Annotated in this window: 29 protein-coding genes and 1 pseudogene; 10 read left to right on the forward strand and 20 right to left on the reverse strand. The window is 72.8% G+C overall.

Annotated features, from left to right (window positions below; translation table 11 throughout):
• Positions 1–65 precede the first annotated feature (65 nt).
• The 3 genes from ACFPFQ_RS17040 (at position 66) to ACFPFQ_RS17050 (ending at position 2,377) form a co-directional block, all read left to right on the forward strand.
• Complete coding sequence (locus ACFPFQ_RS17040) at positions 66–881, forward strand: hydrolase (RefSeq protein ID WP_379619826.1); 816 nt, start codon at positions 66–68, stop codon at positions 879–881.
• A 106-nt stretch (positions 882–987) separates the two neighbouring features.
• Positions 988–2,118, forward strand: a complete 1,131-nt coding sequence (locus ACFPFQ_RS17045) for an inorganic phosphate transporter (protein ID WP_379619828.1) — start codon at positions 988–990, stop codon at positions 2,116–2,118.
• Between the two features lie 22 nt (positions 2,119–2,140).
• Positions 2,141–2,377, forward strand: coding sequence for a hypothetical protein (locus ACFPFQ_RS17050; RefSeq protein WP_379619830.1), 237 nt, complete (start codon positions 2,141–2,143; stop codon positions 2,375–2,377).
• A 112-nt stretch (positions 2,378–2,489) separates the two neighbouring features.
• On the opposite strand, the pseudogene ACFPFQ_RS17055 reads toward ACFPFQ_RS17050, so the two are convergent.
• The 11 genes and pseudogenes from ACFPFQ_RS17055 to ACFPFQ_RS17105 all read right to left on the reverse strand — a co-directional run.
• Positions 2,490–2,660, reverse strand: a pseudogene (locus tag ACFPFQ_RS17055) (family 1 glycosylhydrolase); the annotation flags it as partial.
• A gap of 380 nt (positions 2,661–3,040) precedes the next feature.
• Positions 3,041–3,508, reverse strand: coding sequence for a universal stress protein (locus ACFPFQ_RS17060; protein WP_379619832.1), 468 nt, complete (start codon positions 3,506–3,508; stop codon positions 3,041–3,043).
• 27 nt (positions 3,509–3,535) lie between these two features.
• Positions 3,536–4,021: a cupin domain-containing protein gene (locus ACFPFQ_RS17065; RefSeq protein WP_379619833.1), complete on the reverse strand. Its 486-nt coding sequence runs from the start codon at positions 4,019–4,021 to the stop codon at positions 3,536–3,538.
• Positions 4,006–4,749: an alpha/beta hydrolase gene (locus tag ACFPFQ_RS17070; RefSeq protein ID WP_379619835.1), complete on the reverse strand. Its 744-nt coding sequence runs from the start codon at positions 4,747–4,749 to the stop codon at positions 4,006–4,008. The genes ACFPFQ_RS17065 and ACFPFQ_RS17070 overlap by 16 nt, the downstream gene beginning before the upstream one ends.
• 26 nt (positions 4,750–4,775) lie before the next feature.
• Positions 4,776–5,597 carry an ABC transporter ATP-binding protein gene (locus tag ACFPFQ_RS17075; RefSeq protein WP_379619837.1) on the reverse strand — a complete coding sequence of 274 codons (822 nt, stop codon included), beginning with the start codon at positions 5,595–5,597 and terminating at the stop codon, positions 4,776–4,778.
• Entirely contained in the window at positions 5,590–6,411 is an 822-nt protein-coding gene (locus tag ACFPFQ_RS17080; RefSeq protein ID WP_379619839.1) for an ABC transporter ATP-binding protein, read from the reverse strand. Before ACFPFQ_RS17080 ends, ACFPFQ_RS17075 begins: the two co-directional genes overlap by 8 nt.
• Positions 6,401–7,240, reverse strand: coding sequence for an ABC transporter permease (locus ACFPFQ_RS17085; RefSeq protein ID WP_379619841.1), 840 nt, complete (start codon positions 7,238–7,240; stop codon positions 6,401–6,403). The genes ACFPFQ_RS17080 and ACFPFQ_RS17085 overlap by 11 nt, the downstream gene beginning before the upstream one ends.
• Before the next feature lies 1 nt (position 7,241).
• On the reverse strand, positions 7,242–8,291 hold the full coding sequence (locus ACFPFQ_RS17090; RefSeq protein WP_379619843.1) for an ABC transporter permease: 1,050 nt from the start codon (positions 8,289–8,291) through the stop codon (positions 7,242–7,244).
• A 9-nt stretch (positions 8,292–8,300) separates the two neighbouring features.
• Entirely contained in the window at positions 8,301–9,839 is a 1,539-nt protein-coding gene (locus ACFPFQ_RS17095) for an ABC transporter substrate-binding protein (protein ID WP_379619845.1), read from the reverse strand.
• Between the two features lie 40 nt (positions 9,840–9,879).
• The gene (locus ACFPFQ_RS17100; protein WP_379619847.1) at positions 9,880–11,235 is read right to left on the reverse strand and encodes an LLM class flavin-dependent oxidoreductase; all 1,356 of its coding nucleotides are present in this window, start codon (positions 11,233–11,235) and stop codon (positions 9,880–9,882) included.
• Positions 11,236–11,363: 128 nt separating this feature from the next.
• Positions 11,364–11,507, reverse strand: coding sequence for a hypothetical protein (locus ACFPFQ_RS17105; protein ID WP_379619849.1), 144 nt, complete (start codon positions 11,505–11,507; stop codon positions 11,364–11,366).
• Positions 11,508–11,605: 98 nt separating this feature from the next.
• On the opposite strand from ACFPFQ_RS17105, the gene ACFPFQ_RS17110 reads away from it, so the two are divergent.
• The 3 genes from ACFPFQ_RS17110 to ACFPFQ_RS17120 are packed head-to-tail and all read left to right on the forward strand — an operon-like array spanning position 11,606 to position 13,780.
• Positions 11,606–12,463 (forward strand): LysR family transcriptional regulator, encoded by an 858-nt coding sequence (locus ACFPFQ_RS17110; RefSeq protein ID WP_379619850.1) that lies wholly within the window; start codon positions 11,606–11,608, stop codon positions 12,461–12,463.
• A 4-nt stretch (positions 12,464–12,467) separates the two neighbouring features.
• Entirely contained in the window at positions 12,468–13,388 is a 921-nt protein-coding gene (locus tag ACFPFQ_RS17115; RefSeq protein WP_379619852.1) for an LLM class flavin-dependent oxidoreductase, read from the forward strand.
• Positions 13,385–13,780, forward strand: coding sequence for a hypothetical protein (locus tag ACFPFQ_RS17120; protein ID WP_379619854.1), 396 nt, complete (start codon positions 13,385–13,387; stop codon positions 13,778–13,780). Before ACFPFQ_RS17115 ends, ACFPFQ_RS17120 begins: the two co-directional genes overlap by 4 nt.
• Positions 13,781–13,805: 25 nt before the next feature.
• Here the strand turns inward: ACFPFQ_RS17120 and ACFPFQ_RS17125 are convergent, their stop codons facing one another.
• The 4 genes from ACFPFQ_RS17125 to ACFPFQ_RS17140 all read right to left on the reverse strand — a co-directional run bounded on the left by ACFPFQ_RS17125 (position 13,806) and on the right by ACFPFQ_RS17140 (position 16,502).
• Complete coding sequence (locus ACFPFQ_RS17125; RefSeq protein ID WP_379619856.1) at positions 13,806–14,198, reverse strand: nitroreductase family deazaflavin-dependent oxidoreductase; 393 nt, start codon at positions 14,196–14,198, stop codon at positions 13,806–13,808.
• 71 nt (positions 14,199–14,269) lie between these two features.
• Complete coding sequence (locus ACFPFQ_RS17130; protein ID WP_379619858.1) at positions 14,270–15,316, reverse strand: alpha/beta fold hydrolase; 1,047 nt, start codon at positions 15,314–15,316, stop codon at positions 14,270–14,272.
• A gap of 21 nt (positions 15,317–15,337) precedes the next feature.
• The gene (locus ACFPFQ_RS17135; RefSeq protein ID WP_379619860.1) at positions 15,338–15,838 is read right to left on the reverse strand and encodes a Dps family protein; all 501 of its coding nucleotides are present in this window, start codon (positions 15,836–15,838) and stop codon (positions 15,338–15,340) included.
• Between the two features lie 25 nt (positions 15,839–15,863).
• Entirely contained in the window at positions 15,864–16,502 is a 639-nt protein-coding gene (locus ACFPFQ_RS17140; protein WP_379619862.1) for an HD domain-containing protein, read from the reverse strand.
• A 139-nt stretch (positions 16,503–16,641) separates the two neighbouring features.
• Here ACFPFQ_RS17140 and ACFPFQ_RS17145 point away from each other — a divergent pair, with 139 nt between their 5' ends.
• Positions 16,642–17,622 (forward strand): GlxA family transcriptional regulator, encoded by a 981-nt coding sequence (locus ACFPFQ_RS17145; RefSeq protein ID WP_379619864.1) that lies wholly within the window; start codon positions 16,642–16,644, stop codon positions 17,620–17,622.
• 16 nt (positions 17,623–17,638) lie between these two features.
• Here ACFPFQ_RS17145 and ACFPFQ_RS17150 read toward each other — a convergent pair whose 3' ends face one another.
• From ACFPFQ_RS17150 to ACFPFQ_RS17170, 5 genes are all read right to left on the reverse strand, one after another.
• Positions 17,639–18,364 carry a cobalt-precorrin-6A reductase gene (locus ACFPFQ_RS17150; RefSeq protein ID WP_379619866.1) on the reverse strand — a complete coding sequence of 242 codons (726 nt, stop codon included), beginning with the start codon at positions 18,362–18,364 and terminating at the stop codon, positions 17,639–17,641.
• Positions 18,361–19,104 (reverse strand): precorrin-4 C(11)-methyltransferase, encoded by a 744-nt coding sequence (gene cobM / locus ACFPFQ_RS17155; RefSeq protein ID WP_379619868.1) that lies wholly within the window; start codon positions 19,102–19,104, stop codon positions 18,361–18,363. The genes ACFPFQ_RS17150 and cobM overlap by 4 nt, the downstream gene beginning before the upstream one ends.
• Positions 19,101–20,342: a precorrin-6y C5,15-methyltransferase (decarboxylating) subunit CbiE gene (gene cbiE / locus ACFPFQ_RS17160; RefSeq protein ID WP_379619870.1), complete on the reverse strand. Its 1,242-nt coding sequence runs from the start codon at positions 20,340–20,342 to the stop codon at positions 19,101–19,103. Before cbiE ends, cobM begins: the two co-directional genes overlap by 4 nt.
• Positions 20,339–20,752 (reverse strand): pyridoxamine 5'-phosphate oxidase family protein, encoded by a 414-nt coding sequence (locus ACFPFQ_RS17165; protein WP_379620003.1) that lies wholly within the window; start codon positions 20,750–20,752, stop codon positions 20,339–20,341. The genes cbiE and ACFPFQ_RS17165 overlap by 4 nt, the downstream gene beginning before the upstream one ends.
• Positions 20,753–20,918: 166 nt before the next feature.
• Positions 20,919–21,638, reverse strand: a complete 720-nt coding sequence (locus tag ACFPFQ_RS17170) for an SDR family oxidoreductase (RefSeq protein ID WP_379619871.1) — start codon at positions 21,636–21,638, stop codon at positions 20,919–20,921.
• Between the two features lie 131 nt (positions 21,639–21,769).
• Here ACFPFQ_RS17170 and ACFPFQ_RS17175 point away from each other — a divergent pair, with 131 nt between their 5' ends.
• The 3 genes from ACFPFQ_RS17175 (at position 21,770) to ACFPFQ_RS17185 (ending at position 25,366) form a co-directional block, all read left to right on the forward strand.
• A complete protein-coding gene (locus tag ACFPFQ_RS17175; protein ID WP_379619872.1) occupies positions 21,770–22,639 on the forward strand; it encodes a LysR family transcriptional regulator in 870 nt (289 codons plus the stop codon).
• 85 nt (positions 22,640–22,724) lie between these two features.
• Complete coding sequence (locus ACFPFQ_RS17180) at positions 22,725–23,765, forward strand: cation diffusion facilitator family transporter (RefSeq protein ID WP_379619874.1); 1,041 nt, start codon at positions 22,725–22,727, stop codon at positions 23,763–23,765.
• Between the two features lie 131 nt (positions 23,766–23,896).
• Positions 23,897–25,366, forward strand: a complete 1,470-nt coding sequence (locus ACFPFQ_RS17185) for a glutamate--cysteine ligase (RefSeq protein ID WP_379619876.1) — start codon at positions 23,897–23,899, stop codon at positions 25,364–25,366.
• Positions 25,367–25,390: the final 24 nt, after the last annotated feature.

Genomic DNA, 25,390 nt, shown 5'->3' on the forward strand with positions numbered 1-25,390 from the left:
GACCGCCGGGCAGGATGGTGTCCCCTGCCCCTGTACCTCTGCCCACTACCTCGGGAGGACCACCCGTGTCGTTCTGGATCTGCCGGACCTGTGCCGTCGAGCACGCCGACCGCATCGAGGTCTGCCTGATCTGCGCCGACGAGCGCCAGTGGGTGCCGGCCGACGGCCAGGCCTGGACCACCCTCGACGAGCTCGCGGCAGCGGGCGTCGCACTCCAGGTCGAGGAGCTCGAACCGGACCTGTTCGGCATCATCACCAGCCCGGAGGCCGGCATCGGGCAGCAGGCGAAGCTGGTGCGCACCGCGGCGGGCAACCTGCTGTGGGACCCTCCGGGTTACATCGACGACGCCACGGTGGCGCGGGTCGCCGAGCTCGGCGGGGTGGCGGTCATCGCAGCGAGCCATCCGCACATGTACGGCGTGCAGGTGGAGTGGAGCCGTGCCTTCGGCGGCGCACCCATCCTGGTGGCCGAGGTCGACCGGGCCTGGGTGGCGCGGCCCGACCCGGCCATCGAGGTCTGGTCGGGCACCAGGGAGGTGCTGCCGGGCGTCATGCTGGCGCAGCCGGGTGGCCACTTCCCGGGCAGCACCGTGGTGCACTGGGCGGCCGGGGCGGACGGGGCCGGGGTCCTGCTCGCGGGCGACACGATCTTCGCCAACCCGGACCGCTCGTCGGTCAGCTTCATGCGCAGCTACCCGAACCGGATCCCGCTCTCGGGCGCCGTCGTGGACCGGGTCACCCGCTTCGTCGAGGCGTTGCCGTTCGACCGCCTCTACAGCAACTTCCGCAACGTCATCGCCGCCGACGCCAAGGCTGTCCTCCGCCGTTCGGCGGATCGGCACATCGGCTGGGTGCGCGGTGATTTCGACGATCTGACCTGACCCACGAGACCGGGCCGCAACCAGCGAACAAGGTTGGCGGCTCGTTCACCTTCCGTTCGACAGCGCCTCGTACCGTCGCGGCGCATCGTCCGGAGGGCAGGTCCACATGGATCTCACAGTCATCGTCGTGGCCGTGATCATCACCGCATTGGTCTTCGACTTCACCAACGGTTTCCACGACACCGCCAACGCCATGGCCACGTCGATCGCCACGGGCGCGCTGCGCCCGAAGGTCGCCGTGATCATCGCGGGCGTGCTCAACCTCGTCGGGGCGTTCCTGTCCATCGAGGTGGCCAAGACCATCTCGAGCGGGCTCGTCGACGAAACCAAGATCACCCCGATCACGATCTTCGCAGGCCTGGTCGGCGCCATCCTCTGGAACCTGCTCACGTGGCTGCTCGGGCTCCCGTCGAGCTCGTCGCACGCCCTGTTCGGCGGACTGATCGGCGCCACCTGGGTGGCCGCCGGAGCCGACGCGGTCAAGTTCGCCGCGGTCATCAGCAAGGTGCTCCTGCCGGCCATCCTCTCCCCGCTCATCGCGGGCGTGATCGCGCTGGCCGCCACCTACCTCGCCTACAAGATCACTGCACGGGCCCACGACGGCACCGTGCGCCGCGGCTTCAAGGTCGGCCAGATCGTCTCGGCGTCCATGGTGGCGCTCGCGCACGGCACCAACGACGCGCAGAAGACGATGGGCATCATCACGCTGACGCTGATCACCGCGGGCGCCCTGCCCGCCAACGCCGGGCCGCCGTTCTGGGTGATCCTCTCGGCGGGCCTCGCGATCGCGCTGGGCACCTACATCGGCGGCTGGCGCATCATCCAGACGCTCGGCAAGCGCGTCGGGGAGATCCAGACCCCGCAGGGCTTCGCCGCCGAGACGAGCAGCGCCGCCGTCATCATGGCGTCCTCGCACCTCGGGTTCGCGCTGTCCACCACGCAGGTGGCCACGGGCTCGATCTTCGGCGCCGCCGCGGGTCGCAGGCTCGCGTCGGTGAAGTGGGGCGTGGCCGGCCAGATGGCGATCGCCTGGCTGCTGACGCTGCCCGCGGCAGCGGCCGTCGGCGCCGTCGCCGCCTGGGTCGCCGCCACCGGCACCATCGGCACGATCATCGTCGCGATCGTCCTGATCGCCGTTGCCGGTGGCATCTACGCCGCCTCGCGGCGCCGCCCGGTCACCGCCGACAACGTCAACGACGTGCCCACCACCGAGACGCCCGTCGGCGCAGCGGCCTGATCAGCGAAGGAGCTTCGGACACATGAACATCGACTGGGGATCGCTCGGCCTGGTGGGTCTCGTGGCGCTCGCCGCCTCCGTGGCCGTGGTGGCACTCGTGGCGTTCGCGCTGGTGGGGCTCTCGGCCCGCGCGACCGCCGCGGGCGGGGTCACCCCGAGCTCGCCGCTCTCTCCCGCAGCGGGCACGGCGGTGGCCACCGTCTGCCTGGTGGCCGCGCTGGCGATCGTCGCCTACGGGTTGTACCTGATCATCGCCTGAGTTCCCGCTCGACGGACGGGCCCGTGCCTCAGGCGCGGGCCCGTTCGGCCGCACGGCGCCCGATCAGGAGGATGGTCGCCACGAGCGGGATCGACCATGAGTCGTAGCGAGGCTAGACCATTCCGCCGCTGATCAGATCGCGGTACCAGCGGTGGCTGTCCTTCGGCACGCGCAGCTGCGTGGCGTAGTCGACGTAGACCAGCCCGAACCGCTTCGCGTAGCCGAACCCCCACTCGAAGTTGTCGAGCAGCGACCAGCAGAAGTACCCGCGAACGTCCACACCGTCGAGCACCACGACCGTGCCGAAATCGCGAAATCACCGCGTCGAAAGGGCAGAATCAGCCGCCCGGACGCGCATGAGCCCGACTCGCGGGCCCATCCGTCCCAACTCGCGGGCCCACCCACCGCAACTCGCGCGCTGACCTGCACCGACCCGTAGCTGCGGACAACGCCTGACCCGGTTTCCCGGGAGCCCGTAAATCCCGCAACCGTCGACCCCAACTCGCGGGCCCATCGGTCCCAACTCGCCGGCCCATCCTCCCAACTCGCGGGCCCATCCGTCCCAACTCGCGGGTCCTTCTGTCCCGACTCGCACCGTGCCGAAATCGCGAAATCAACCCCTCTGGCGCGCACGAGCCCAACTCGCGGTGCGGTCGGACCCGTTCAGGGCACCACCGTGACCGGCCACTGCCCCAACCGGATGAGTCGAGCGGCGATCGACCCCGCCACCCGGTGCCGCAGTGCCTCCGACGCCCCCACCACCACCGAGTCGGCGGTCAGCTCCTCGGCCGCGGCGGCCAGTTCCCGGAACGGGTCACCCCGGCGCACGTGGAACTGCCACCGGATCCGGTAGACGTCCTTGAGCGACTCGGCCGTGGTGGTGATCTCGTCGCGCAGTTCGGTGGCGATGGCCTCGCCCGACTGCGCGGTGAGCTCGGCGAAGGTGGGCACCGCCATCCCCAGCGCCACCGGCTGGACGTACACGAGCGCCAGCTCGGCGTTCTGCCGCCGCGCGAGCCCCGCCGCGTAGGCCACCGCGCGCATCGAGGAGTCGGAGCCGTCCAGCCCGGCGACGATCCGCAGCGGCCCATCGGTCCCACGTTCGAAGCGACGGCCCGGCTCGGTGCTCATGAGCTCATTGAACCCGCCTCGCCATGATCAGCCCAGGCGGGTCCACGAGTCGCAGCCCTCGTGCCACGCCCGGTCGTGAGCTGCCACCACCCCAGGCTCGCCGGCGTAGCGCAGGTCGGGGAGGTTGACGACGATCGCGTTCTGCGTCGTCCGGGAGATCACCACCACCGCGTCCTCGTCGGGATCCGGGTTCTCCTCGCGGTGCGGCAGCCACGGCGGCACGTAGATGTAGTCGCCCGGCTCGGTGCACAGCCTGCGCTCCTCGGCGCCGTCGAGGAACACGAACTCGGGATGCCCGGACACCACGTAGATCGCCGTCTCCGACTCCCCGTGGTGGTGGTTGCCCGAGTTCACCGACGGCGCGACGATGGTGCGCCCCATCCAGAGCCGGTCCGAGCCGACGGTCACGCCGGAGATCGCCTCCTGCCGGGTCATCCCCGAGGTCTGGGCGGTGTCCGACGACAGGTCGGCGGCCAGGATGTGGTGCAGCCGCGGCGTCACCCGGCGGCCCACGCGCTGTGGCCGACCTGCACGATCGGCGCCGGCGACGGCTGGCGAACGCGCTCCAGGAACGTCACCACCGCCGCGGCGACGGACCGGTGCTGTAGGTCGTTGAGGACGTCGTGGTGGGCGCCGGTGACCGTGACCACCTCCACCGTCGGCAGGGTCGCGACGAAGCCGTCCAGCTCGGCGGCGAGCGCGTCGTCGGTGCCGGAGACGATCAGGTGCGGCACGGCCGAGCCCGCGGCGAGCACGAGGTCCACCGGGACGCTCTCCCCCAGCGCGCCCCGGTCGACATCCGGGTCGGCGCTGAGCACCTGCCGGTGCGCCGGGCAGGCGGAGCGCAGCTCCAGCTCGTCGTCCCAGGTCACGACGTGCTCGCCGGCCGCTCGCGGCACGCCGGCCAGCACCAGCACGTCGGCGTCGAGTGCGCCGCGCCCGGCCAGCGCCGACGCGACCAGCGCCCCGGTGTCGGAACCCACGACCACGACCGGGGTGGCCGGCGCATCGGCGAGCACCTCGACGAGGTGCGTGGCGTACGCGTCGAGGTCATCGAGCGCCGGTCGGGCCGCGACCCGCACCTCGTAGGCGTCGGCGGCCAGGCGCGCGGCGAAGCGCCGGTAGCCCGCCGGGCTCTCGCCGCGCCCGGGGATCACCAGCACCGTCCCGCGGACGTTGAGCCCCGCCGGCGCGCGGGCGACGAGCCCGGCCGGGGCGGCGACGGACGGTTGTGCGGTCATGCGGAAACTCCTTCGGAAGCGGGACGTCAGGACTGGACGAGCTGCGCCCGCAGCTCCGCGCGCTCGCCACGGCCCATGCCGGCGCCGTCGATCGTGGGTGCGGAGCCGATGAGCAGCCGGGTGTAGGGATGGCTCGGCGCGTTGAGCACCTGTGCCGTGGCACCGGACTCGACGATCCGGCCGCGGTAGAGCACGGCGATCCGGTCGGTGATGCCGGCCACCGAGCCGAGGTCGTGGGAGATGAACAGCAGGCCGAGGCCGCGGTCGCGACGCAGCGCGACGAGCAGCTCGAGGATCTGGATGCGGTTGCTCGCGTCCAGCGCGCTCACCGGCTCGTCGCAGACCAGCAGCCGCGGGTCGAGCACCATCGCCCTCGCGATCGCGACCCGCTGGCGCTGCCCGCCGGAGATCTCGCCGGGCAGCCGGTCCGCCAGCGCCGCCGGGAGCCCGACGAGCTCCAGCGCGGACGCCACCCGCGCTGCCACGTCCGCGGCGCCACGCGCACGCAGCCCCTCGGCCACCGAGGCACCCACGGTGGCGTCGGGATCGAGGCTCTGCAACGGGTCCTGGAAGACGTACTGGACGGCGCACGATCGCCGGAACGCGGTCAGCGCGGTCCCGCGCAGGCTCGTGACCGGGGTGTCCTCGACGTGGATCGCACCGCGGTCCACCGGGTTGAGCCCCATGACCGTGCGGGCGAGCGTGGTCTTGCCCGAGCCGGTCTCCCCGATCAGGCCGACGATCTCACCGCGTCCGACGGTCAGGTCGACGCCGTGCAGGATCTGGCGCCGGGCCCGGCCGCGCCCGAGTGAGACCGCCACATCGGAGACGCTCAACAGTTCAGCCATCCGCGCGGGCTCCCGTCAGGAACTTCTCGATGCCGTACTCGGCGTGGCTGGCCACGAGCAGCTGGGTGTAGGGGTGCTGCGGCGCGCGCAGGACGTCGGCGGTGCGGCCGCGCTCGACGATCACCCCGTCCCGCATCACGACGACGTGGTCGCAGACCTGCGCGACCACCGCCAGGTCGTGCGACACGAGCACCAGCGCCAGCCCGGTGCGGTCGCGCAGCTCGGCCAGCAGGTCGAGGACCTCGGCCTGCACCGTCACGTCGAGCGCGGTGGTGGCCTCGTCGGCGATGAGCAGGTCGGGGTCCTCGCAGATGGCGATGGCGATCAGGACCCGCTGCAGCATCCCGCCCGAGAGCTCGAACGGGTACTGCCGGTGGACCCACGCCGGGTCGGTCAGCCCCATCCGGGCGAACAGCTCCACCGCACGGTCTCGAGCGGCTCGCCGCGACAGTCCGGTGCGCACCCGCAGCACCTCGGCCAGCTGCCTCCCGACGGTGATCGACGGGTTCAGGTAGGACGCGGGGTCCTGGAAGACGGCGCTGATCCGGGTGCCGCGGTAGGGCAGCCAGCCGTCGTGGTCGAGCCCGCCGAGGTCCACGCCGTCGAACCGGATCGACGTCTCGGGCGTCGCCGAGCAGCCGGGCGGGAGTATCCCGAGGATCGAGCGGCAGGTCAGGGACTTGCCGCTGCCCGATTCCCCCACGATCCCGAGGCTCGCGCCGCGCTCGACCTCGAAGCCGACCGCACGCACCAGCTCGGTGTCGCCCGCGGTCACGCCCAGGTCGTGCACCGACAGCAGCGGCTCACGAGACATCGACGGACCTCCGCGTCCGCTTCGGCTGCCGCGCCACGTCGCGCAGCGCGTCCGCCAGCCCGTTGCAGGCGCCGACGGTGAGCATGATCAGCAGCCCCGGCACGACCGGGCCGTACCAGCGCTGGAACAGGAACTGCAGGTCGCTGGCGAGCATGCCGCCCCAGGTCGGGGCGGGTGGCTCCACGCCGATGCCCAGGAACGTCAGCGACGAGACGATCACCAGCCCGGTGCCCATCATCGCCGCCGTGCTGACGGCGATCGCGGGCGCGACCTTCGGCCACACGTGCCGGCGCAGCACCGCGGTCGACGAGGCGCCGACGAGCCGGGCCGCCTCCACGTACTGCGCGTTCGCGACGGTCATGGCCGACGCCCGCGCCACGCGGTAGAAGCCGGGCGAGATGAGGATCCCGACCGCGAACATCGCCTGGTGCAGCCCGTTGCCCAGCAGCGCGGTCATCGCGATGGCGAACACCAGGAACGGCAGCGTGATGAAGCTGTCCATGATCCGCAGGGTGACCCACTCGAACGTCCGGCCCAGGTAGACCGACAGCAGGCCGGGCACCACGCCGATCACCAGACCCAGCACCACGGCCTCCAGCGCCGCGACGAGCGAGAGCGGCGAGCCGGCCAGCAGCCTGCTCAACGCGTCGCGGCCGAGGTTGTCGGTGCCCAGCCAGTGCGCGGCCGACGGGCTCTGCAGGACGGCACGGGCGTTCTGGGCCAGCGGGTCGTACGGCGCGAGCCACGGACCGAACACGGCGAGCAGCACCACCCCGGCGAGGATCGCGACCGAGATCGCACCGATCCGGGTCCGCAGCACGGCACGCATGTCAGGTCCCCCGCCGGGCGGCCGGGCGCAGCCGCACCAGCACCGCGTTGACGACCAGGTTGAACGCCAGCACCAGCACGATCGCCACCACCAGCGCGCCCTGCACCACCGGCACGTCGCCGCGCAGGGCACCGTCGGCGGCGAAGCGACCGAAGCCGGCCATGCCGAAGATGCTCTCGGTGACCACCGCGCCGCCCAGCAGCATCGGCACCTTCATGCCCAGCACCGTGACGGCCGGGCCGACACCGTTGCGCAGCACGTGCACGATCAGGATCCGCCGTCGGGACAGGCCGCGGACGATCGCGCCGAGCACGTAGTTCTCCTGCTGGGCCGCCACCAGCCCGCCGCGCAGCTGGCGGGCGATCTCCGAGACCGCGTCGAGGCTCAGCGCGATCGACGGCAGGATGATCAGCGCCAGCCAGCGCCCGACGCTCACCGACGGCGAGACGTACCCGGCCGAGGGCACGAGCGGGATGAGGATGCTGAACGCCACGATCAGCCCGATCGCCACCACGAACGCCGGCAGCGTCGAGATCACCGTGCACACCACCGTGACCGCGCGGTCGAACCAGGTGCCGTGGTAGACCGCCGCGAGCACCCCCAGCGCCGTACCGAGCACCACACCGATCAGCAGCGCCAGCCCCGCGACCGACGCGCTGATCTCGAAGCGTTGGGCGATCTGCTCACCGACACCGATCCCGTTGAACCACGAGACGCCCAGGTCGCCGTGCAGCAGCCCGGCGAGCCAGTCGAGGTACTGCACCACCACCGGCCGGTCGAGGCCGAACTGCGCGTTGACGCGTGCGACGTCCGCGGTCGTCGCGGCGTCACCGAGTACCAGCCCCGCCGGGCTCAGGCCGCTCACGGCACCGAGCGCGAACGTGACGGCGGTGGCGAACAGGAACACGGTGCCGACAACGGCACCCGTGCGCCCGAGCCAGCCGAGCACGCCCGCCACCTCGTGGTACGCGCGCGCGGCGCCGCCGCTGCGGGCGGTCGGGGTGCCGATCGGGGTCACCGGCGACGCCGCGGACTGCAGAACGCTGACCATGTCGCAGCCCTACGCGCCGGCGCCGACCGTGACCCCGTCCCAGCGGAACTGGGACGGGAAGTGCGGCAGCGGCGAGACGTTCTGGTTGCGGATCACGATCCGCGGCACCGTCCCGAGCGAGATGCTCGGCGACTGGAGCACGCCGATCTTCACCGCGTTCTGCAGCACCGCCGCGTAGTTCGGGGCGTCGAGCGGGGTCTTGCGGACGGTGTCGAGCGCCGCGAGGAACTCCGGGGACGCGGTGCGGCTGACGTTCATCAGGCCCTGCGGGCCGTAGACGACGGTCAGGTTCTGCACCGGCGACTCCCGCCCGACCGTGCCATCGAGGGCGAACTGCGCCTTGCGGCCCAGGTAGACCTCCTGCTGCCAGGTGGACGAGCCCGGCGGCACCAGCTTGATCGTCGAGTTCACGCCGACGCGCTTGAGCTGCTCCTGCACCAGCTCGGCGCGGCTCTCCTGCACCGAGTTGACCGTGATCTGGATGTTCAGCGTGCCCTCGGGGTGCCCCGCTGCGGCCAGCAGTGCCTTGGCCTTGGCCGGGTCGTAGGAGTACTCGGTGTCGAGCGTCGGGTTGTAGGCCACGTAGCCCTTCGGGAAGGGCTGGTAGGTGACGTCGCCGATGCCGCCGTTGAGGACGTCGATGAGCTCCTTGCGGTCGATGGCGTACTTGAGCGCCTCGGCCACCTTCGCGTCGTCGAGCGGGGCGAGTCCGTTGTGGACATCGACCTGGTTGACGGTGAACGAGTCGATCACGTCGACGGCGAGCCCGGCCGCCTTCGCCTGCGCCACCTGGGTTCCGGTGATCACCGCGACGTCGAGGGACCCGGTCTGCACGGCCGCGATCACGGTGGCCGGGTCGGTGCTCACCGACAGCTCCAGCCGGTCGATCTTGATGTCCTTCGCGTCCCAGTAGCCCGGGTTCTTCACCAGCGTCGCGTGCGACTCCGGCACGAACGACTCGAACTTGAAGGGCCCCGCCCCCACCGGGTTGGTGGGGATCGCCTTGGCGTCGGTCGTGAACGCCTTCGGGCTCACGATCGCGCCGGTCTTGCCCGCCAGCAGGTTCGGCACCTGGTAGTCGGGGGCGGCGAGCTGCAGCGTCACGTGCAGGTCGTCGGCGGCCTTCGCGTCCTTGATCGTGGAGAGCTGGTCCTTGAGCAGCGAGTTCTCCTGCGTCTTGCCCCGCAGCAGGCTCTTCGCGACCGCGTCACCGTTGATCGGCGTGCCGTCGGTGAACGTCAGGTTCGGCCGCAGCGTGAACGTCACCGCGGTGCCGTCGGCGTTGTAGGCCCAGGACTCGGCGAGCCCGGGTACGGCGTTGCCCTTCTCGTCGAGCTGGGTCAGCGAGGCGTACACGAGGCTGATCGTGTTGATGTCGTTGCCGGTGCTGGACGTGACCGGGTCCCACGAGGTGGGGAGGCTGAAGCCCCACTTCAGCGTGGTCGCGCCCGGCCCCCCGGCACCGGCACTCCCCCCGCAGCCGGCGAGCGCCAAGGCCGCGGCCGCGACGAGCGCGACCACCCTGAGCGTCGTGATGGGCCGGGACATGGCATTCCTCCAGGAGATGGGTCGAACGGGGGCGAAAGGATCAGTGCAGGACGGGCTCGGGAACGCGGACGTCCTGCCGCGCGACCGTGTGCACGTTCTGCGGGATGGGCAGGCCGAGGTTGCCGCGCAGGGTGTCGGCCTCGTACTCGCTGCGCACGACGCCCCGCTCGCGCAGGATCGGCAGCACCTCGTCGGTGAAGCGGGTGAACTCGCTGGGCACCGTGACGTGCACGTTGAGCCCGTCGAAGGCGCGCTCGGTGAACCAGCGCTCGATCTCGGTGGCCACCGTCAGCGGTGAGCCGACGAACGGTGCGCGCCGGGCGCGGGTGAAGTGCTCCACGGTCTGGCGCAGCGTGTAGCCGTTGTCGCGGGCCACCGCCTTGATGTTGTTGGCCTGGGTGCGGAAGCTGGTGTCGCCCAGCGTGCCCAGGTCCGGGAACGGTGCGTCCAGGTCGTACCGGCTGAAGTCGTGCCAGCCGAACGGGCGGCCGAACTGCGCCAGCGTCTTGGCGAAGTCCTTGCCCAGCCGGGTGGCCTCCTCCTGCTCGCGGGCCTGCTCGTCGGTGTCGGCGATGACCGGCGAGATGCCCGGCAGCACCAGCACGTGGTCGGGGTTGCGTCCCTTCGCCGCGGCCCTGGCCTTGATGTCGCGGTAGAACGCCTGGCCGGCCTCGAGCGTCGGGGCGTGGGTGAAGATGCCCTCGCCGATCGACGCGCCGAGGTCGCGGCCCTCGTCCGAGTCGCCGGCCTGGAAGATCACCGGCTGGCCCTGCTTCGACCGCGAGATGTTGAGCGGGCCCACGACGGAGAAGTACTCGCCCTGGTGGTGGAGCTGGTGCTGGCGCGACGGGTCGACGAACACGCCGGTCGCGAGGTCGCGCGGGAAGGCGTCGTCCTCGTAGGAGTCCCACAGCCCCTGGCAGACCCGCACGTGCTCCAGCGCGCGGCCGTAGCGCGTGGCGTAGTCGTAGTGCTCGTCGCGGCTGTAGTTGCCTGCCGTGCCGCCGTCACCGGTGGCCACGACGTTCCAGCCCGCGCGCCCGCCGCTGATCAGGTCCAGCGACGCCAGCCTGCGCGCCACGTTGAACGGCGTGTTGTAGGAGGTGGTGAGCGTGCCGACCAGGCCGATGTGGGTGGTGGACACCGCCACGGCCGACAGCAGGGTGAGCGGCTCGAGCCGGTTGAGGTAGTGGGGAGGCGAGTCGGGGGTGATGAACTGGCTGTCGACGATGAAGATCAGGTCGAACTTCGCCGCCTCGGCCTGCCGGGCGCGCTCGATGTACCAGCGGATGTCGATGCTGGCGTCGCCCGGGATCTCCGGGTGCTTCCAGGAGTCGTGCTGGCCGGGGCCGCCGACGCCCATGAGGACGGCGCCGAGCTTCAGTTGCCGGGTCATGCGGATGCACCTCACGTGTGACGGGGACAGACTCCTGCCCGCACGGGGACCAGGAGGGAGCGCCGACGGGCAGAGTCCTGCCCGCAGAAGGCGCTAGCGGATGAGCGGTGCTGCCGAGCGGAGAAGCGCTACGGGCGACAACACGTGGAGGCCGACAGGCGGCCGAGGTCGATCACCCGGCGGCGGGTCAGCGTGAGCGACCACTCGGGCACCGACAGCAGGACGGCGACGGGCAGCGCGCGCTGCTGCGCCCATGCCCGTCCGATCGTCATGCGGGGATCGTGACACGCGGGCCCGACCGGCGTCCAACTACGTGTTCCGATCGACATCGATAGTGATTCCCGATCGATGTCGGCCTAGGCTCACGCCCATGAGCGCCGTGCTCGACATCGTGCCGTTGCGCAGCTTCGTCGCGGTCGCCGACTGCGGGGGCTTCCACCGCGCCGCGAAGGCACTGCACCTGAGCCAGCCCACGATCAGCGACCACATCCGGCGGCTCGAGACGGCCGCGGGTCAGCCGCTGATGCAGCGGGTGGGGCGGCACTCCAAGGTCACGGCGGCCGGCGAGATCCTGCTCGTGGAGGCGCGGCGCATGCTGGCGATCCACGACGAGACCCTGCGCAAGCTCGGCGCCGACAGCGACCAGGACGTGATCGTCGGCGCCACCGAGCACGCGGCCGACCAGCTGCTTCCCGAGCTGTCCGGGGCGCTGGAGGACTCGCTCGGCGTCGGGCAGGTCCGCTACCGTCTCGACCGCGGCGCCCGGCTGCGCGAGTCGCTCGCGCGCGGTGACATCGACCTGGCCCTGCTGCTGGGGGAGGCCGAGGACGAGCGCTCCGCCGACGCCGGGCTGTTGAGCCTGCAGTGGTACTCCGCGCCCGGCTGGACCCGTCCTCCCGGTGGGGAGCAGGTGCAGCTCGTGGCGTTCGACGAGCCGTGTGCGCTGCGCCAGCGCGCGCTGGAGACGTTGGCGGGCCACGACATCCCGGCCGCGGTGGTCTGCGACGCCGCCTACCTGGCCGGGGTGCTCGCCGCGGCCCGCGCCGGGTTGGGGGTGGCGCTGCTGGCCACGCTGGGCACCGCACCGGAGGGGCTCGTGCGCCGCACGGATCTGCCGGCCGTCGCGGCGATGCCGCTCTCGGTGCGGTCCCGGGCGGGCCTGCGTGCCGAGCTCGGCGAGCGTGCAGCGGTGGCGGTGCGCGAGGTACTGGGCAGCGACCTAACCTGACCCGATGCGCTTCGGCATCGTGATCCTCCCCGAGTACCCGTGGCGCGAGGCCGCGCCGCGGTGGCACAACGCGGAGGCGCTCGGCTTCGACCACGCCTGGACCTACGACCACCTCACCTGGGCCGGGCTGGCGGACGTGCCGTGGTTCGGCACCACGCCCACGCTCACCGCCGCGGCCACGGTGACGTCCACGATCCGGCTGGGCACCTACGTCACGTCCCCGAACTTCCGGCACCCGCTGACGCTGGCCCGCGACATCCTCGCGCTCGACGACATCTCCGGCGGGCGGTTCACCTGCGGCATCGGCTCCGGCGGCGGGCTCGACGCCGCCATACTGGGCGCCGACCCGCTCACCCCGCGCCAGACCGTCGACCGCCTCGGCGAGTTCGTCGCGCTGCTGGACCGGCTGCTCACCACCGACGGCGTCGACCACCGCGGCACCTGGTTCGCCACCCGCGACGCCCGCACCCGCCCCGGCTGCGTCCAGCAACCGCGGGTGCCGTTCGTGATGGCGGCCAACGGTCCACGGGCGCTGCGCCTGGCCGCGACGTACGGCTCGGGCTGGGTCACCACGGGCGGTGAACCCCGCGACCACGAGGGCTGGTTCGCCTCCGTCGCCGAGCTCGGCACGCGGCTCGACGGCGCGCTCGCGGCGGCCGGGCGCGACGCCACGACGTTCGACCGGTACCTCTCCCTCGACGTCTCGTGCTACGCGCTGAGCAGCGTGGACCTGTTCGAGGAGATGGTCGGGCGCGCCGCCGGGCTCGGCTTCACCGACGTGATCGTCCACTACCCGCGGGCCGCGGGCGTCTACGCCGGGAGCGAGGACGTGCTGGCGACGGTCGCCGCGGACGTCCTGCCGCGGTGGCGCACGGCGACGCCGCAGCCAACCCCGGCGGCCACACCGTCCGTCCTGCACCCATGACACCTCCACCAGGGCGCAGCATCGCCGCGCTCGCACTCGCGGCCGTGACGCTCGTTGCGGCGTGCGCCCGTCCGGCCGTTGCGCCGCTGCCGGACGCACCCGCCCACCCGCAGGTGGGGGTCTCCTACCGGTTCGACCTCTACACCCACTGCGGGTTCCTGACCGCCGTGTTCGACGGTCGCCACTGGCGCGCGGGCGCCACCCACAGCGTGGATGGCCTACCGATCGCCGGGAACCCGACCTGGCGCTTCGGCAGCACCACACCGGGCGTCATGACGCTGGCGGCCGCGGACGAGCTGCACTTCGTGCTCGACGCGCCGGGCCCCGGCGGCGTGAAGGCGGTCGACTTCGTGCCGGTGGACCCGACCGCCCCCGCCGCGCTGTGCCCATGAGGAACCGCCCTCGACGCTCCCTCGCTCAGCGGTGCAGCAGGAGGAAGGCGTCGGTCCGGATCACCCGCTGCACCATCCACCACGAGAACCGGGAGAAGTGCTCCTGCGCCGCCGCGGCGTCGAGCAACTCCGGCGCGCTGACGGGGTGGTCGGCGCCGCGCCAGCGCAGCACGCAACCACCGGCCGCGAGCACGTTGCGGGCCCAGTTGGTGCTCGGACCCCACGGCAGGGCGATCACGAACGCCGTGGGCGTGGTCTGCACGGCCACCGGCACGGTCAGCGCCCGTCCGGACACGCGGCCGCGGTGGTGCACCACCGCCCACAGCGGGAAGTAGCGCCGACCGGCGAACGTCCGCGCCATCGGTGCGGTCAGGCGGGCGAACCGCCAGGAGCGGCTCGCGGGGATCTGCGTCGTCATGGCCACGATGGTCGTCGCCGCGACGCGCCCGCACATCCCCGTAGGCCCCGGGTCGGCATGGCGGAAATCCGTCAGGCGATGCCGCGGCGCAGCGCGTAGGCGGTGGCATCGGCCCGGCCCCGCGCGCCGATCTTGCGGTAGAGGTTGGCCGTGTGGCGCTCGACGGTGTGCACGGCGATGCCGAGGCGCCCGGCGATCTCGGCGTTCGAGTCGCCCGCGGCCAGCAGCCGCAGCACGTCGAGCTCGCGGGTGGTGACGCCGTCCGGGCGAGGTGGTGCCGTCGGCTCGGGCTCGTGCACCTCGCCGGTCGTGACGAACCGCGTGACCAGGTCGAGGTCGGCGCGCCCGGCGTCCATGAACAGCGTCGGCGACGATCCCGGCAGCTCGACCAGCCGCCCCCGGGGCAGCGCGGCGGCCAGCCGGCGCGACACCTCGACGGGGATCTGGCGCTCGGACTGGCGGTGCAGCACCAGCGTCGGGGCCAGCACGCCCGCCACCTGCGCCGAGACGTCGATCCGCGCGGCCGCCTCGAACCACGCCGTCGCGACGGCGGGCGTCGCGGCGGTGCGGAACGACTCTCCGATCAACCGCCCCGACTCCCCCGCCGACCAGCCCAGCCAGGTGTGGGCCGCGGTGTCGGCGAACAGGTCCCAGTCCTGGTCCACGAGGGAGAGCAGCGCCTGCGTCTGCGCCGGGCTCATCGCCTCGCGCATCCGCGCGGCGCCACCGAAGAGCACCAGCCGTGAGACCCGGCGAGGGTGGTCGGCGGCGAAGGCGATGGCCGTGGCCGTGGCGTGGTAGTAGCCCAGCAGCGCGGCGGGCTCGGACCCCGTCGCGGTCAGCACCGCGTCCAGGTCACGCACGTGGGCGTCGATCCCGAGGTCGAGCGGGTCGATCCGGCGGTCCGAGCTGCCCATGCCGCGGCCGTCGTAGAGGATCAGGCGCACGGAACCCGCGAGGTACTCGTACGCCGCACGCAGCTGCGGCACCCGCCACTGCGCGGCGATGTTGCCCAGCGACGGCAGCCACACGAGCGTCGGGCCCGCACCCAGCACCTGGTAGGCGATCGTCACGCCGTCGCTGGTGGGCGTGTAGTTGAGGTCGGGCCCGGACTCCACGTGCGGAGTATCCCCCTGCGCTCAGCCGCGAGCGTTCTGCGCACCCACCATCCAGGCCTGCTTCTCCAGCGCGTCGATGATCGTGTGCAGCAGGTCGGCCGAGGTCGGGTCGGCCGCGTCGACGCCGTCGTGGACGCCGCGCACGGTGGCGACCACCGCCCGCAGCCGGTCGGTGACCAGGTCGACGACGTGCGCGGTGGCCTGCTCCCCCGCCGGGAACGCCGGCAGCGTCGTGGTGGCGGCGACGGTGTCGGACCGCCCGTCGGCCGTGGCGCCGAGGGCGCGCAGCCGCTCGGCGACGGTGTCACCCGCCTCGCGGGCCGCGTCGACGATCTCGTCGAGCTGCAGGTGCAGCTCCCGGAAGTGCGGGCCGACGACGTTCCAGTGGGCCTGCTTGGCCTGCAGGTGCAGCTCGATCAGGTCGACGAGCACGGCCTGCAGGCTCGCCGCGAGCGCGGCGGCGGCGGTGAACCCGGCAACGGGTGCTTCGGGACGGCGGTGCTGCGCGATGGTGCTGGTCATGCCGGTTCTCCTCGGGTGATCGGGACTACTCGGGCCAGGCCGAGCCGTTGATGATGTCCACGAAGTCGGCGCGGGCGAAGCCGGGCACGAAGTGCGCCAGCACGTCGTCGTTCATGGTTCCGAACGTGGTGTCGGGGCGGTCCTGCATGCCCTCGGTGAACGCCGCCAGGATGTTCTGCTTGAAGTTCGGCCGGGGGTGCGCGGCGACCACCGCGGCGATCTCCTCGGCCGTGACCTGGTCGAGGTCCATGCCGAGCACGTCGGTCTCGACACCGAGGCTGACCAGCGCGGTCTCCGCCTCCAGGTGGTTGGGGATGCCCGGGGTGGTGTGCAGGGCGATGCCCAGCCACACCGCGCGGGCGTCGGCGGCGCTGCGGCCGTGGTCGAGCAGGAAGTCCCGCGCCACGTCGGCGCCGTCCACCTCGAAACGCTGGTCGGCGCGGCGGTACTGCTCGGTCAGCCCGAGGTCGTGGAACATCGCGCCCACGTAGAGCAGCTCCGGATCCACGGCGATCCCGCGGAAGCGGCCCTTCAGGCTCGCGAACAGGAACACCCGGCGCGAGTGGTCGTAGAGCAGCGGCGGTGCGGCCTTGCGCACCAGTTCGGTGGCGTCGCGGGCCAGCTCGGTGTCGGGGATCTCGACCCCGGCGATGGTCTCGGTCATGTGCGTGCCTCTCGGTTGCGTTCCCCTCGGTGGGGTTGCTTCGCCATCGAGCCTGCTCCCGCCGCCGCGGGTGGGCCCCGCACCAGCAGCCATACTTCGCACGATTACGGACCTGGCACGCACCCCCGGGAGGACGTCCGTGGCTCGCAGCGCCATCCACCGCGTCGGCATCGTGGTCTTCGACGGCGTCAAGCTGCTCGACGTCGCCGGGCCGAGCGAGGTCTTCAGCGAGGCCAACCGGATGGGCGCCAATTACCAGCTGACGCTCTGCGCCGTGGGCGGCGGGTCGGTGTCCTCGTCAACGGGCATGACGATCGCGGTCGACGCCGACGCCACCGACCCGCTGGTGCGCTTCGACACGCTCCTGGTCATGGGCGGCGACATCTTCCCGGGCCATCCGGTCGACCCGCAGCTGCGCGACGCCGTCATCGGCCTCGCGGGCCGCTCGGGCCGGGTGTGCTCCATCTGCACCGGCGCCTTCATCCTGGCCGCCGCGGGCCTGCTCGACGGGCGCCGCGCCACCACGCACTGGCGCCACACCGGCGTGCTGAGCCGTGGCTACCCCGCCGTCACCGTGGAGCCGGACGCGATCTTCGTGCGCGACGGCACCACGTTCACCTCGGCGGGCGTGACGGCCGGGATCGACCTGGCGCTCGCCCTGCTCGAGGACGACCACGGGGAGCAGCTGGCGCGCCAGGTGGCGCAGTCGCTCGTGGTGTTCCTGCAGCGCCCGGGCGGGCAGTCCCAGTTCTCCCCCACGCTCAGCGGACCCCGCCCGCGGACGTCGGCGCTGCGGGAGGTGTTCGACGCCGTGGCCGCCGACCCGGCGGGCGACCACTCCACGCCCAAGCTCGCCGTGCGGGCCGCGCTGAGCCCGCGCCACCTGACCCGGCTGTTCCACGAGGAGCTCGGCACCACCCCGGCCCGGTACGTGGAGGCGGTGCGGTTCGACGCCGCGAAGGCGGCGCTCGAGGCGGGCTACCCGATCACCGAGGCCGCGGCGCGCGTCGGTTACGGCAGCTCCGAGACCCTGCGCCGGGCGTTCATGACCCGCCTGGGGGTGTCCCCGAGCGCCTACCAGCAGCGGTTCCGCTCGGCCCAGCGCCGTGACGCCGGCTGAATCGAACGCCGGGTGATCAGAGCTGCCGCACCCACGCGAGTGCCGCCGCCACCGTCGACACCACCGCGACCCCGGCGGGCAGCGGCGGCCGCTGCTGCACCACCACCGGGATGCCCCGCTCCCGTGCCGCGGTCAGCTTCGGTGCGGTGGCGACACCGCCGCTGTCCTTGGTGACCAGCACGTCGATGGCGTGCTCGGCCAGCAGCGCGCGCTCGCCGTCGACGGTGAACGGGCCGCGGTCGAGCAGCAGGTGCATGCGCGGGGGCACCACCGGCCCGGGCGGGTCGACGGCGCGCGCCAGGCACCACAGGCGCAGCCCGGAGAACGCGGACAGCCCCTGCCGTCCGATGGTCAGGAACGGGCGTGACCCGAGGTCGGGCAGCAGCGCCGCGGCCGCCGACAGGGTGTCGACCGGGTGCCAGTCATCGCCGGGTCCGGCGGTCCAGCCCGGCCGGTGCAGCACCGTGATCGGCACGCCCGCCGCCCGCGCGGCCAGCGCCGCGTTGCCGGTGATCTCGGCAGCGAACGGGTGCGTGGCATCCACCAGCGCGTCGAAGTCGGCCAGCGCGTCGGTCATCGCGGCGACGCCGCCGAAGCCGCCCACGCGCACGTCACCGACCGGCAGCCGGGGGTCCCGGACGCGCCCGGCCAGCGACGACGTCACCGCCACGCCCGGCTCCGCCACGAGCGCCGCGGCGAGCTCCCTGGCCTCGGCCGTGCCGCCCAGCAGGAGCACCCTCATGAGCGGCTGCGCCGATCGGAGTAGAGGTGGCTGTCGGGGAAGGTCGACGCCGCGAGAGCAGGCCCGACGATCACCACGGCGGCCATCCGGATGCCGGCCTCGTGCACCGCGGCGGCGATCTCGTCGAGCCGTCCGCGCAGCACGATCTGGTGCTCCCGGCTCGCGTCCGACACCACGGCCGCCGGGCACTCGGGCCCGTAGACGTCGCGCAACTGGGCCACCACCTCGTCGATCCGGTGCACCGACAGGTGCAGCACCAACGTGCCCCCCGACCGTCCCAGCTCGGCCAGCCCCTCGCCATCGGGCATCGGGGTGGCCAGCGCCGCGATCCGGGTGAGCGTGACGGTCTGGGCGACGGTCGGCACGGTCAGCTCGCGGCGCAGCACCGCCGCCGCCGCCGCGTAGGCGGGCACCCCCGGGCACAGGTCGTAGGCCACGCCCGCGGCGTCGAGGCGGCGCATCTGCTCGGCCAGCGCCGAGAACACCGACAGGTCGCCCGAGGCGAGCCGGGCGACGTCCAGGCCGTCGGCGTCGGCGCGCAGCATCTCCGCGACGATCTCGGTGAGCGTCATGTTCGCGGTGTCGATCGTGCGTGCCCCCGGCGGGCAGATCGCCAGCATCTCCGGGGGCACGTAGGTGCCCGCGTAGAGGCAGACGGGCGACGCCGCGATGAGGCGGTGCGCGCGCAGCGTGAGCAGGTCGGGGGCACCCGGGCCGGCCCCGATGAAATGGATCGTCATCCGTCCTTCTCCACGCACCACATCGTCACCGGCATCGCCGGACGCCATCCGGTGAAACCGCCCACCGGCGCCGCCCGCGCCACCGACAGCCGGGTCAGCTCGCCGCCGTGCTGCAGGTGCGCGGCCGCGAGCAGCGCCTCGCCCTGCAACGTCACGGTGTTGGCGACCAGCCGCCCGCCGGGCCGCAGCGCAGCCCAGCAGGCGTCGAAGGCGGCGGTGATGCCGCCCCCGATGAAGATCGTGTCCGGATCCGGCAGCCCGACCAGCGCCGCGGGCGCGCGGCCCGCCACCACCTGGAGCGCGGGCACGCCCAGCGCGTCGGCGTTGTCCCGGATCCGCTCCGCGCGCACCGGGTCGGACTCGACCGCCAGGGCCCGGCAGGACCCGTGGGCGCGCAGCCACTCGATCGCGATGGATCCGGCGCCCGCACCGACGTCCCAGAGCAGCTGGCCCGGCCGCGGCGCCAGGTAGGCCAGCGTGACGGCCCGGACCTCGCGCTTGGTGAGCTGCCCGTCGTGGTCGTAGGACTCGTCGGGCAGGCCGGGCGTCTCCCCGAGCTGCGGGGTGCCCGGCTGCGCCGCGCACCGGATCGCGACCACGTTCAGCGCGTCACCGGGCGCGTGGGCCCAGCCCGCCGCGGTGCCGTCGAGACGCCGTTCCGTGGGCCCGCCGAGCTGTTCGAACACCGTGAGCTGGCTCGGACCCCAGCCGTCGGCCTCGAGCAGCGCGGCCAGCTCGCGCGGGGTGTCGGCGCCGGTGCTGAGCACGAGCAGCGTCCGGCCCGGGGCCAGCGCGCGCCGCACCCGCGCGGCGGGGCGGCCCACCACGCTGATCACGTCGACGCCGTCGAGCGCCCAGCCCAGTCGCGCGCACGCCAGCGACACCGACGACGGGTGCGGCAGTACGTGGAGCCGATCGGGCCCCAGCACGCGCGCAAGGGTGGCGCCGAGGCCGTGGAACATCGGGTCGCCGCTGGCCAGCGCGCACACCCGGCGCCCGCGCAGCCTGGCGAACACGCCGGGCAGCTGCGGCAGCATCGGCGACGGCCAGGCCTGCCGGTCCGCCTCCGTGTGCCCCTCGACGAGCGCGAGCTGCCGGGGGCCGCCGAGCACCACGTCCGCGGCACGCACCGCGGCGCGGGACGACTCCGGCAGCCCGGCCCAGCCGTCGGCGCCGATCCCGACGACCGTGATGGTGTCGGGATCGCCCGGAGGGATCGTCTTCGCGGGAATCGTCACTGCATGCTGCCGAGGATCCGATCCACGGCGATCTCCAGCACCACCCGCTCGGGGTGCGGGGTGGGCATGCGCTCGTAGCGCACGGCGTAGCGGCGCATCCCGTCGGTGATCACGTCCGGTTCGGTGCGGATCACGCCGGTGCCCTGCAGCGTCGACCAGCGGGGGCCGTCGACGCCGGTGACGGCCACGCGCGCGCCGCCGTCGCCGTGGCGCAGCACGTTGCGCACCTTCTGGGAGCCGCTGCGGGCCAGTACCCGCGCCACGCCGGCCTCGACGTCGACGGTGACGCCGACGGCGACCACGTGCGGGGTGCCGTCGGCTGCGGTGGTGGCCAGCAGGCAGATCCGCCGCTCGGACCAGAACGCGACGAAGTCGGGCCCGACCGCCGCCGGTGTCAGGGTCCGCCGGATCGGCGTGCCGTCCCCGGGACCGGAACCTCCTGAACCGGAACCCACTGCGCCCGCGCTCACCGCTACCGCCTTCGCTCGCCGGGACGCCCTGGCGGCGGCCCGGGGTCACGGTACGTGGCGGGTGCGGCGGGCCCGGAACCCACGGCGCGTTCCGCCGTACCCGCGGTCAGACGAGCACGCCACCGCCGTCGAGGGTGAGGACCACGCCGCTGGAGTGCGGTTGGGTCATCAGGTACAGGTAGGCCTGCGCGACGTCGCGCACCTCGCCGACCCGGCCGACCGGCAGCGTCGCCGCCACCGCCGCGTACATCTGCGTGCGGTCGGCCTCGGCCATCCCGTCCCACAGCGGCGAGCGGATCACGCCCGGCGACACGGCGTTGACCCGCAGCGGCGCCAGCTCCACGGCGAGCGCCTTCGTCAGGGCCTCGACAGCACCGCAGACACTGGCCGCCACCGACCAGCCGGCGAGCGGTCGGTCCTTCGCCGCGCCGGTCGTCAGGGTGATCGATCCGCCCGGTCGCAGTGTCGGCGCCGCGGCCTGGGCCGCCGCGAGTGCGCCGAAGTACCGGACGGTGAAGAACCCGCGGGCCACGGCCATGTCGAGCGTGTCGAGCGGGGTCAGTGCCAGCGACTCGCCCGCGGTGTGGACGAGGTGGTCGATCGGGCCCAGCCCGGCGAACAGGTCGCGCAGCCCGGCCGGGTCGGTGAGGTCCACCACCCGGCCCTCCGCGCCGGCCGGCAGCTCCGCCAGCGCCTTGTCGACGCTGGAGCGCCTGCTCGACCCGACGACCACCGCCGCCCCGGCTCCGGCGGCGGCCGATGCGGTGGCCAGCCCGATGCCGGACGTGCCGCCCAGCACGACCACCCGTTGTCCGTGGAGATCCATGTCGTTCCCTCTTCGCGTTCTGCTCGTGAACCGCTGACGCCCTCCACGATGCGGCCGCGGCGGGGGCGCCGTCCAAGACCCTTTGCCGCGCCTGTCATACCCTGGAGGTATCACGGGAAGGGTGGCAGCCGATGGATGTCGACCTGCGCAAGCTGCGCTACTTCGTCGCGGTGGCGGAGCTGCTGCACTTCGGCCGGGCCGCCGAGCGGCTGCACATCGCGCAACCGGTGCTGTCGCGCCAGATCCGGGCACTGGAGCGCGAGCTGGGGGTCGGGTTGTTCGTCCGCGACAAGCGCGGCACCGAGCTCACCGCGGCAGGCGACCGGCTGCTCACCGACGCCCGCCCACTGCTGGACGCGGCTCAGGCGCTGCGCCGTCGGGTGGCCCAGGCCGCGCGCGGGCAGGACAGGTTCACCATCGGGTTCATGCCCGGCGTCGCGGTGGCCGGTGTGCTGCGGGCGCTCGCCGAGCGCCATCCCCGGCTCACCGTCGATGTCGTGCGGCTCAGCAGCGACGACCAGGTCGAGATGATCCGCGACGGCCGCGTCGACGTCGCGTTCCTGCGCCTGCCCGTCGATACCCGCGGCCTGCAGATCCGCCCGTTGTGGGAGGAACCGCGGGTGGCGATGCTGCCCGCCACCCACCGGCTCGCCGGCAAGGAGCACATCGGCGTCGCCGACCTGGCCGACGAGCACCTGCTGCAGGCCGCCGACTCGGTGCCGGAGTGGCGCGACCTCGCGACCGAGCTGCGGACCGGCACCCCGGTCGCGTTGCCGGTGTTCACCGCTGTCGAGGAGAAGCTCGAGCACGTGGCCGCGGGTCACGGTGTCGCGGTGCTGCCGCTGTCGGCGGCCACGGCCTACGTCCGCACCGACGTCGTGCACGTCCCGGTCCGCGACATCGCCCCCAACCAGGTCGGCCTCGGCTGGGACGCTTCGCGCCATGACGTGCTGATCAGCGAGTTCGCCTCGATCGCGGAGGGCATGGGCCCGGTCGGATGAGCCCGTCGTCACCATTCGATTGCACACATGCGCATATCGCAATATGGTTCTTCGAGTACGAAGCAACCGCCGGGGAGAGACGATCATGAGCAGTGAGCCGGAGCACGGGGACGGTGGGCACGGGGACGGTGGGCACGGTCATGGCGGCCACGGCCACGGCGTCAGCTCCGACGCCGATCGCAAGTGGCTCGGCATCGCGCTGGGCCTGATCGTCACGTTCATGCTCGCCGAGGTGGTCGTCGGCATCATCGCCGGATCGCTGGCGCTGATCTCCGACGCGGGCCACATGCTCACCGACGCGGCGGCCATCGTGCTGGCGCTCGTGGCGATCAAGCTGGCGGCGCGGCCCGCGAAGGGCAAGTTCACCTTCGGCCTCAAGCGCGCCGAGATCCTCTCGGCGCAGGCCAACGGCATCACGCTGCTGCTGCTCACCGTGTTCTTCGTGGTGGAGGGCATTCGGCGGCTCATCGATCCCCCCGCGGTCGAGGGCGGGCTGGTGCTGGTCACGGCGCTGGCGGGGATCGTCGTCAACGTCGCCGCCAGTTGGGCGCTGTCGCGCGCCAACCGGTCGAGCCTCAACGTCGAGGGCGCGTTCCAGCACGTGCTCAACGATCTCTACGCGTTCATCGCCACCGCCGTCGCCGGCGCCGTGGTGCTGCTCACCGGCTGGGCCCGCGCCGACGCCATCGCCGCTCTCATCGTCGCCGCACTCATGGCGAAGGCCGGGTGGGGCCTCGTGCGCGACTCGGGCCGGATCTTCCTCGAGGCCGCACCCGCCGCGCTCGATCCGGATGCCATCGGGCAGGAGCTCGTCGCGATCGCGGACGTCGCCGAGGTGCACGACCTGCACATCTGGGAGATCACCTCCGGGCAGCCGGCGCTCTCGGCGCACGTGCTCGTGCACCCGGGAGCCGACTGCCACCAGGCGCAGGTCGCGATCGAGACGGTACTGCGCGAACGCCACCACCTCGACCACACCACGCTGCAGGTCGACCACGCCGACACCGCCACGGCACGGGCCGACCAGTCCTCGCACTGCCGTGACTCCCACGGCCGCGTCCACATCGCCCCCGCCGGTACCGCCGCGGCGCGGATCGATTCAGGTCCGGGGCACGCCGGGCACTGACCGGGCTGGACGCCGCGCTGCCTCCCGGGTGACGATGTGCAGGTCCGGGGCCACGTTCGGGTGATCGGGATCGATTCCGGAACCGAGCGTGTGGTGCAGCGGGCGCGTTCAGCGGCGGGAAGGCAGACGGCATGGGTCGCGAAGTCGAGCACATGGTCTTCACCCGCGAGGACCGGCGCCGGTTCCGTGATCGGATGCGCAGCTGCCTCGACGCGCTCACGCAGATGCTGCGCGAGCAGAAGTTCGACTTCGAGCGCCCGCTCACCGGGCTCGAGATCGAGCTCAACATCGTCGACGGCACCGGCGAGCCGGCCAACGTCAACGCGCAGGTGCTCGACAGCCTCGCCGACCCCGACTTCCAGACCGAGATGGGCCGGTTCAACATCGAGATCAACGTGGCGCCGCGCGAGATCGGCGGTCGCGGGCTGGCCGAGTTCGAGGACGCCGTGCGCACGAGCCTCAACGCGGCCGACCACAAGGCCCGCGACGAGAACGGCCGGCTGGTGATGACCGGCATGCTGCCGACACTGATGCCGCGCCACGTCAAGATCGACGCGTTGAGCGCGAGCCCCCGCTACGCGCTGCTCAACGACCAGATCTTCGCCGCCAGGGGCGAGGACATGCAGCTCAACATCCACGGTGTCGAGCACCTGTCCACCTACACCGACTCGATCACGCCCGAGTCGGCGTGCACCAGCGTCCAGCTGCACCTGCAGGTGAGCCCGGACCAGTTCGGGCAGTACTGGAACTCCGCGCAGGCGATCGCAGGCGTGCAGCTCGCGTTGGGCGCCAACTCGCCGTTCCTGTTCGGCATGCAGCTGTGGCGCGAGACCCGCATCCCGCTCTACGAGCAGGTCACCGACACCCGCCCGCAGGAGCTCAAGGAGCAGGGCGTCCGGCCGCGGGTGTGGTTCGGCGAACGCTGGATCACCTCGGTGTTCGACCTGTTCGAGGAGAACGCCCGCTACTTCCCCGCGCTCCTGCCGATCGTCGAGGACGACGACCCGATGGAGCTGCTCGCCCGCGGCGAGGTGCCCCGGCTCGACGAGCTGGCGCTGCACAACGGCACCGTCTACCGCTGGAACCGGCCGATCTACGCCGTCGTCGACGGCACCCCGCACCTGCGCGTCGAGAACCGGGTGCTGCCAGCCGGGCCCACCGTCGTCGACGCCATGGCCAACGCCGCGTTCTACTACGGGCTGGTGCGCACGCTCGCCGCGCAGGAGCGCCCGGTGTGGACGCAGATGTCGTTCTCGGCCGCGGAGGAGAACTTCCACGCCGGCGCCCGCTACGGCCTCGACGCCACCCTGTACTGGCCGGGACTGGGCCCGGTGCCCGCGGGCGAGCTGGTGCTGCGCAGGCTGCTGCCGATGGCCGCCGAGGGCCTTGACGGGTGGGGTGTCGACGCCGACGTCCGCGACCGCCTGCTCGGGATCATCGAGCAGCGCTGCATCACCGGGGTCAACGGTGCGGCGTGGCAGGTGGCCACGGCGCAGGCGTTCGAGGCGAGCGGGCTCGATCGCATGTCGGCGCTGCACCGGATGCTCGATCGCTACGTCGAGAACATGCACACCAACGAGCCGGTGCACACCTGGCAGTAGGGGGCAGGCGGCGAGCGCGCTGCG

It is taken from the genome of Pseudonocardia sp. GCM10023141, from assembly GCF_042653605.1.

Excerpts from the sequence above, each read along its gene's own strand:
- ACFPFQ_RS17045 (WP_379619828.1), top strand. The coding sequence starts at position 988 with ATGGATCTCACAGTCATCGTCGTGGCCGTGATCATCACCGCATTGGTC.
- ACFPFQ_RS17050 (WP_379619830.1), top strand. The coding sequence starts at position 2,141 with ATGAACATCGACTGGGGATCGCTCGGCCTGGTGGGTCTCGTGGCGCTC.
- ACFPFQ_RS17060 (WP_379619832.1), bottom strand. The coding sequence starts at position 3,508 with ATGAGCACCGAGCCGGGCCGTCGCTTCGAACGTGGGACCGATGGGCCG.
- ACFPFQ_RS17070 (WP_379619835.1), bottom strand. The coding sequence starts at position 4,749 with ATGACCGCACAACCGTCCGTCGCCGCCCCGGCCGGGCTCGTCGCCCGC.
- ACFPFQ_RS17075 (WP_379619837.1), bottom strand. The coding sequence starts at position 5,597 with ATGGCTGAACTGTTGAGCGTCTCCGATGTGGCGGTCTCACTCGGGCGC.
- ACFPFQ_RS17080 (WP_379619839.1), bottom strand. The coding sequence starts at position 6,411 with ATGTCTCGTGAGCCGCTGCTGTCGGTGCACGACCTGGGCGTGACCGCG.
- ACFPFQ_RS17085 (WP_379619841.1), bottom strand. The coding sequence starts at position 7,240 with ATGCGTGCCGTGCTGCGGACCCGGATCGGTGCGATCTCGGTCGCGATC.
- ACFPFQ_RS17090 (WP_379619843.1), bottom strand. The coding sequence starts at position 8,291 with ATGGTCAGCGTTCTGCAGTCCGCGGCGTCGCCGGTGACCCCGATCGGC.
- ACFPFQ_RS17095 (WP_379619845.1), bottom strand. The coding sequence starts at position 9,839 with ATGTCCCGGCCCATCACGACGCTCAGGGTGGTCGCGCTCGTCGCGGCC.
- ACFPFQ_RS17100 (WP_379619847.1), bottom strand. The coding sequence starts at position 11,235 with ATGACCCGGCAACTGAAGCTCGGCGCCGTCCTCATGGGCGTCGGCGGC.
- ACFPFQ_RS17105 (WP_379619849.1), bottom strand. The coding sequence starts at position 11,507 with ATGACGATCGGACGGGCATGGGCGCAGCAGCGCGCGCTGCCCGTCGCC.
- ACFPFQ_RS17110 (WP_379619850.1), top strand. The coding sequence starts at position 11,606 with ATGAGCGCCGTGCTCGACATCGTGCCGTTGCGCAGCTTCGTCGCGGTC.
- ACFPFQ_RS17115 (WP_379619852.1), top strand. The coding sequence starts at position 12,468 with ATGCGCTTCGGCATCGTGATCCTCCCCGAGTACCCGTGGCGCGAGGCC.
- ACFPFQ_RS17120 (WP_379619854.1), top strand. The coding sequence starts at position 13,385 with ATGACACCTCCACCAGGGCGCAGCATCGCCGCGCTCGCACTCGCGGCC.
- ACFPFQ_RS17125 (WP_379619856.1), bottom strand. The coding sequence starts at position 14,198 with ATGACGACGCAGATCCCCGCGAGCCGCTCCTGGCGGTTCGCCCGCCTG.
- ACFPFQ_RS17135 (WP_379619860.1), bottom strand. The coding sequence starts at position 15,838 with ATGACCAGCACCATCGCGCAGCACCGCCGTCCCGAAGCACCCGTTGCC.
- ACFPFQ_RS17140 (WP_379619862.1), bottom strand. The coding sequence starts at position 16,502 with ATGACCGAGACCATCGCCGGGGTCGAGATCCCCGACACCGAGCTGGCC.
- ACFPFQ_RS17150 (WP_379619866.1), bottom strand. The coding sequence starts at position 18,364 with ATGAGGGTGCTCCTGCTGGGCGGCACGGCCGAGGCCAGGGAGCTCGCC.
- cobM (WP_379619868.1), bottom strand. The coding sequence starts at position 19,104 with ATGACGATCCATTTCATCGGGGCCGGCCCGGGTGCCCCCGACCTGCTC.
- ACFPFQ_RS17170 (WP_379619871.1), bottom strand. The coding sequence starts at position 21,638 with ATGGATCTCCACGGACAACGGGTGGTCGTGCTGGGCGGCACGTCCGGC.
- ACFPFQ_RS17175 (WP_379619872.1), top strand. The coding sequence starts at position 21,770 with ATGGATGTCGACCTGCGCAAGCTGCGCTACTTCGTCGCGGTGGCGGAG.
- ACFPFQ_RS17180 (WP_379619874.1), top strand. The coding sequence starts at position 22,725 with ATGAGCAGTGAGCCGGAGCACGGGGACGGTGGGCACGGGGACGGTGGG.
- ACFPFQ_RS17185 (WP_379619876.1), top strand. The coding sequence starts at position 23,897 with ATGGGTCGCGAAGTCGAGCACATGGTCTTCACCCGCGAGGACCGGCGC.